The following is a 2210-nucleotide window of genomic DNA, read 5'->3' on the forward strand; positions in this document are numbered from 1 at the left end:
CGGCGGCCACGCGCGCCCGGATGGCGTCGCCGCTCTCGCTGCCGGCCGCCGCCGCCGCCCGCACCCGCCGGCCGAGCCCGTCGAGGAGGTCGGCGGCCGCCGGGACGCGGTCGGCGATCCCGCCCACCGCCCCCGCCACCGCGTCGAAGCCCGCCACGGCCTGGCGGGCGGCGCCGCTCGCCTCCCCGAGCCGGCCGACGAGGCCGCCGAGCGCCTCCTCGATCCGGCGCACGGAGCCCTGCGCGGCCTCCCCGCCCCCGGACGCGAGGCGGTCCTGGACCTGGGCGTAGGCCTGCTGCAACCGGACGAGGGTGTCGCCCGCGCTCATGCGCGCGAGCTCGTCGCGCACGTCCGCGCCCACCCGGGCCATCGTGGCGCCGATCCGGGACGCGGCGGCCTCGACGGCCCGCTCGGCCTGTCCCAGGGCGCGCTCGGCCGCGGGCCCGGCCCGGGCGAGCTCGCGCTCGTAGGCGTCGACGTTGGCCTCCAGGGAGACCACCAGGCGGTCGATCTCGGTCGTCACGGGGCGTCCTCCTCGGGGTGGCCTTCCGGCGCGCCGGGGGCGCCGCCCTGGAGCCAGGCCCAGAGCGCGTCCTCCTCGGCGGCGGTGAGCGGCGCGGCGGCCGCCGGGTCGTGGGCCCGGTTGAAGCCGTCGAGGTAGGCCGCGAACTGCCACAGGCTCATCGCCCGCATCTCGGCGGGGCCGAGGCCCATGGCGGCGGCGGCGGCGTAGAAGGCCGCGAAGGCGATCCGGCCGTCCGCGCCCGCGGCCGCGCCGGCCCGGCCGACCGGCTCCTCCTCGGTCCCCTCCAGGCCCGCGGCCAGCACCAGGGCGGCCCTGGCGATGAGCGGGATGCAGGGCAGGCCGTCGAGGCGGCGGGCGACGGCGTGGGCCCGCGGCACGGGCGTGCCGCCGCCGATCAGGCCGACCCGCAGGGTGTCGCGCACGTCCCGGAAGCGGTAGCGGCGCCCGGCGTGGAACCGGTGCAGCAGCTCGGCGGGCCCCTGCCCGGTCACCTCCTGGAGCGCCTCGAGGTCGCCGAGGGCGAGGCGGAACCGGTAGGTGGTGCCGTCGAGGTCGAGGTCGACGTGGCCGTCGCGGCTCATGGCGGCCTCAGCCCGCCGCCGTGAAGGGCACCGGCCCGGTCGATTGCAGCGCCACCGACACGGTGCAGCGCTCGCCCCGGCTGGCGCCGACCTCGAAGCTCGTCAGGTGGAACAGCCCCTCCCAGTGCCCGCCGCTCTCGGCGGCCGCGCCGGCGACGTCGACCCGGCCGCGGACGGGGCCGTCGGCCTCGAAGGCGGCGCGCCAGCGGGCGAGGCTCTGGCGCGCCATCACGCCCTTGCCGGCGACGGCGACCGACTTCGACACCACGGTGCGCTCGACGAAGGGGGCGGCGTCCTCGTTGGCGCAGTCCGGGATGGCGGCGCTGTTCGTCTCCTTCGAGAACTGCACCGAGCGCTCGGTGAGCCCGCACGGGGCCTCGAAGGTGCCCGGCGCGGTCGGGCTCTCGAGCTTCACGGAGACGGCCGAGAACGGGAGCGTGGTGGGCTGGGTCATGGGGGAGCCTCCTTGGATCTCTGGATGGGGGACGGCGCGCGCAGGCGCGCGCCGCGCCGGGTCGAGCCGGGCCGCGGCCCGGGCCGGGCGCCGCGGTGTCGCGGCGCCCGGCCTCAGGCCTCCTCGGCGGCGGCGGCGGTGAAGCGGACGACGGCGTGCCAGGATCCCGGGCCCTGCGGCTCCGGGAGCATCAGGCTGCGCTCGTGGGCGATCCACAGCAGGGTGCCGCGTTCGAGGGCGAGGTCGGCCTCGTCGAGGGCGGCCGTCACGGCGGCGGCGAGGCGCTGGATCGGGTCGGCGCTGCGGGCGCCGCGGACGAAGGCGTGGACGGTGAGCCGGCAGGCGCAGCCGCGCCAGCCGCTGGCCTCGTAGGGGCTCGCCTCGACGGGATCGAGGCGCAGGAACGGCCCGTCCTCGCGGGCCGGGACGGCGTCGCGCACCCGGCCGCCCACCAGGACCCGCAGCGCGGGGTCGGCGGCGAGGCGCGCGAGCGCGGCCCGGGCAACGAAGGGGCCGAGATCGAGGCTCGCCACGCCTACGCCTCCCCGCCCGGGCGCCGGGCCGCGAGGGCGGCGCAGGCCGGCCCGACGACGGGGCGGGCCGGCCGCGTCGCGGTGCCGAACTCCCGCGCGGCGAGGCCCGGGGCCTC

3 protein-coding genes and 1 pseudogene are annotated in these 2210 nt (G+C 79.6%); all 4 read right to left on the reverse strand.

Annotated features, from left to right (window positions below; genetic code table 11):
* Window positions 1-523 (reverse strand): annotated as a pseudogene (locus tag DT057_RS36335) (hypothetical protein); the annotation flags it as partial.
* Entirely contained in the window at window positions 520-1107 is a 588-nt protein-coding gene (locus DT057_RS34660; protein WP_128566524.1) for a gene transfer agent family protein, read from the reverse strand. The gene DT057_RS34660 and the pseudogene DT057_RS36335, both read right to left, overlap by 4 nt.
* 7 nt (window positions 1108-1114) lie before the next feature.
* Entirely contained in the window at window positions 1115-1561 is a 447-nt protein-coding gene (locus DT057_RS34665) for a phage tail tube protein (protein ID WP_128566525.1), read from the reverse strand.
* A gap of 113 nt (window positions 1562-1674) precedes the next feature.
* Window positions 1675-2094, reverse strand: a complete 420-nt coding sequence (locus DT057_RS34670; protein WP_128566526.1) for a DUF3168 domain-containing protein — start codon at window positions 2092-2094, stop codon at window positions 1675-1677.
* Window positions 2095-2210 lie beyond the last annotated feature (116 nt).

The organism is Methylobacterium crusticola (genome assembly GCF_003574465.1).
GTDB classification, from domain to species: domain Bacteria; phylum Pseudomonadota; class Alphaproteobacteria; order Rhizobiales; family Beijerinckiaceae; genus Methylobacterium; species Methylobacterium crusticola.

Coding starts and splice junctions, on each gene's coding strand:
- DT057_RS34660 (WP_128566524.1), bottom strand. CDS start 1,107: ATGAGCCGCGACGGCCACGTCGACCTCGACCTCGACGGCACCACCTAC.
- DT057_RS34665 (WP_128566525.1), bottom strand. CDS start 1,561: ATGACCCAGCCCACCACGCTCCCGTTCTCGGCCGTCTCCGTGAAGCTC.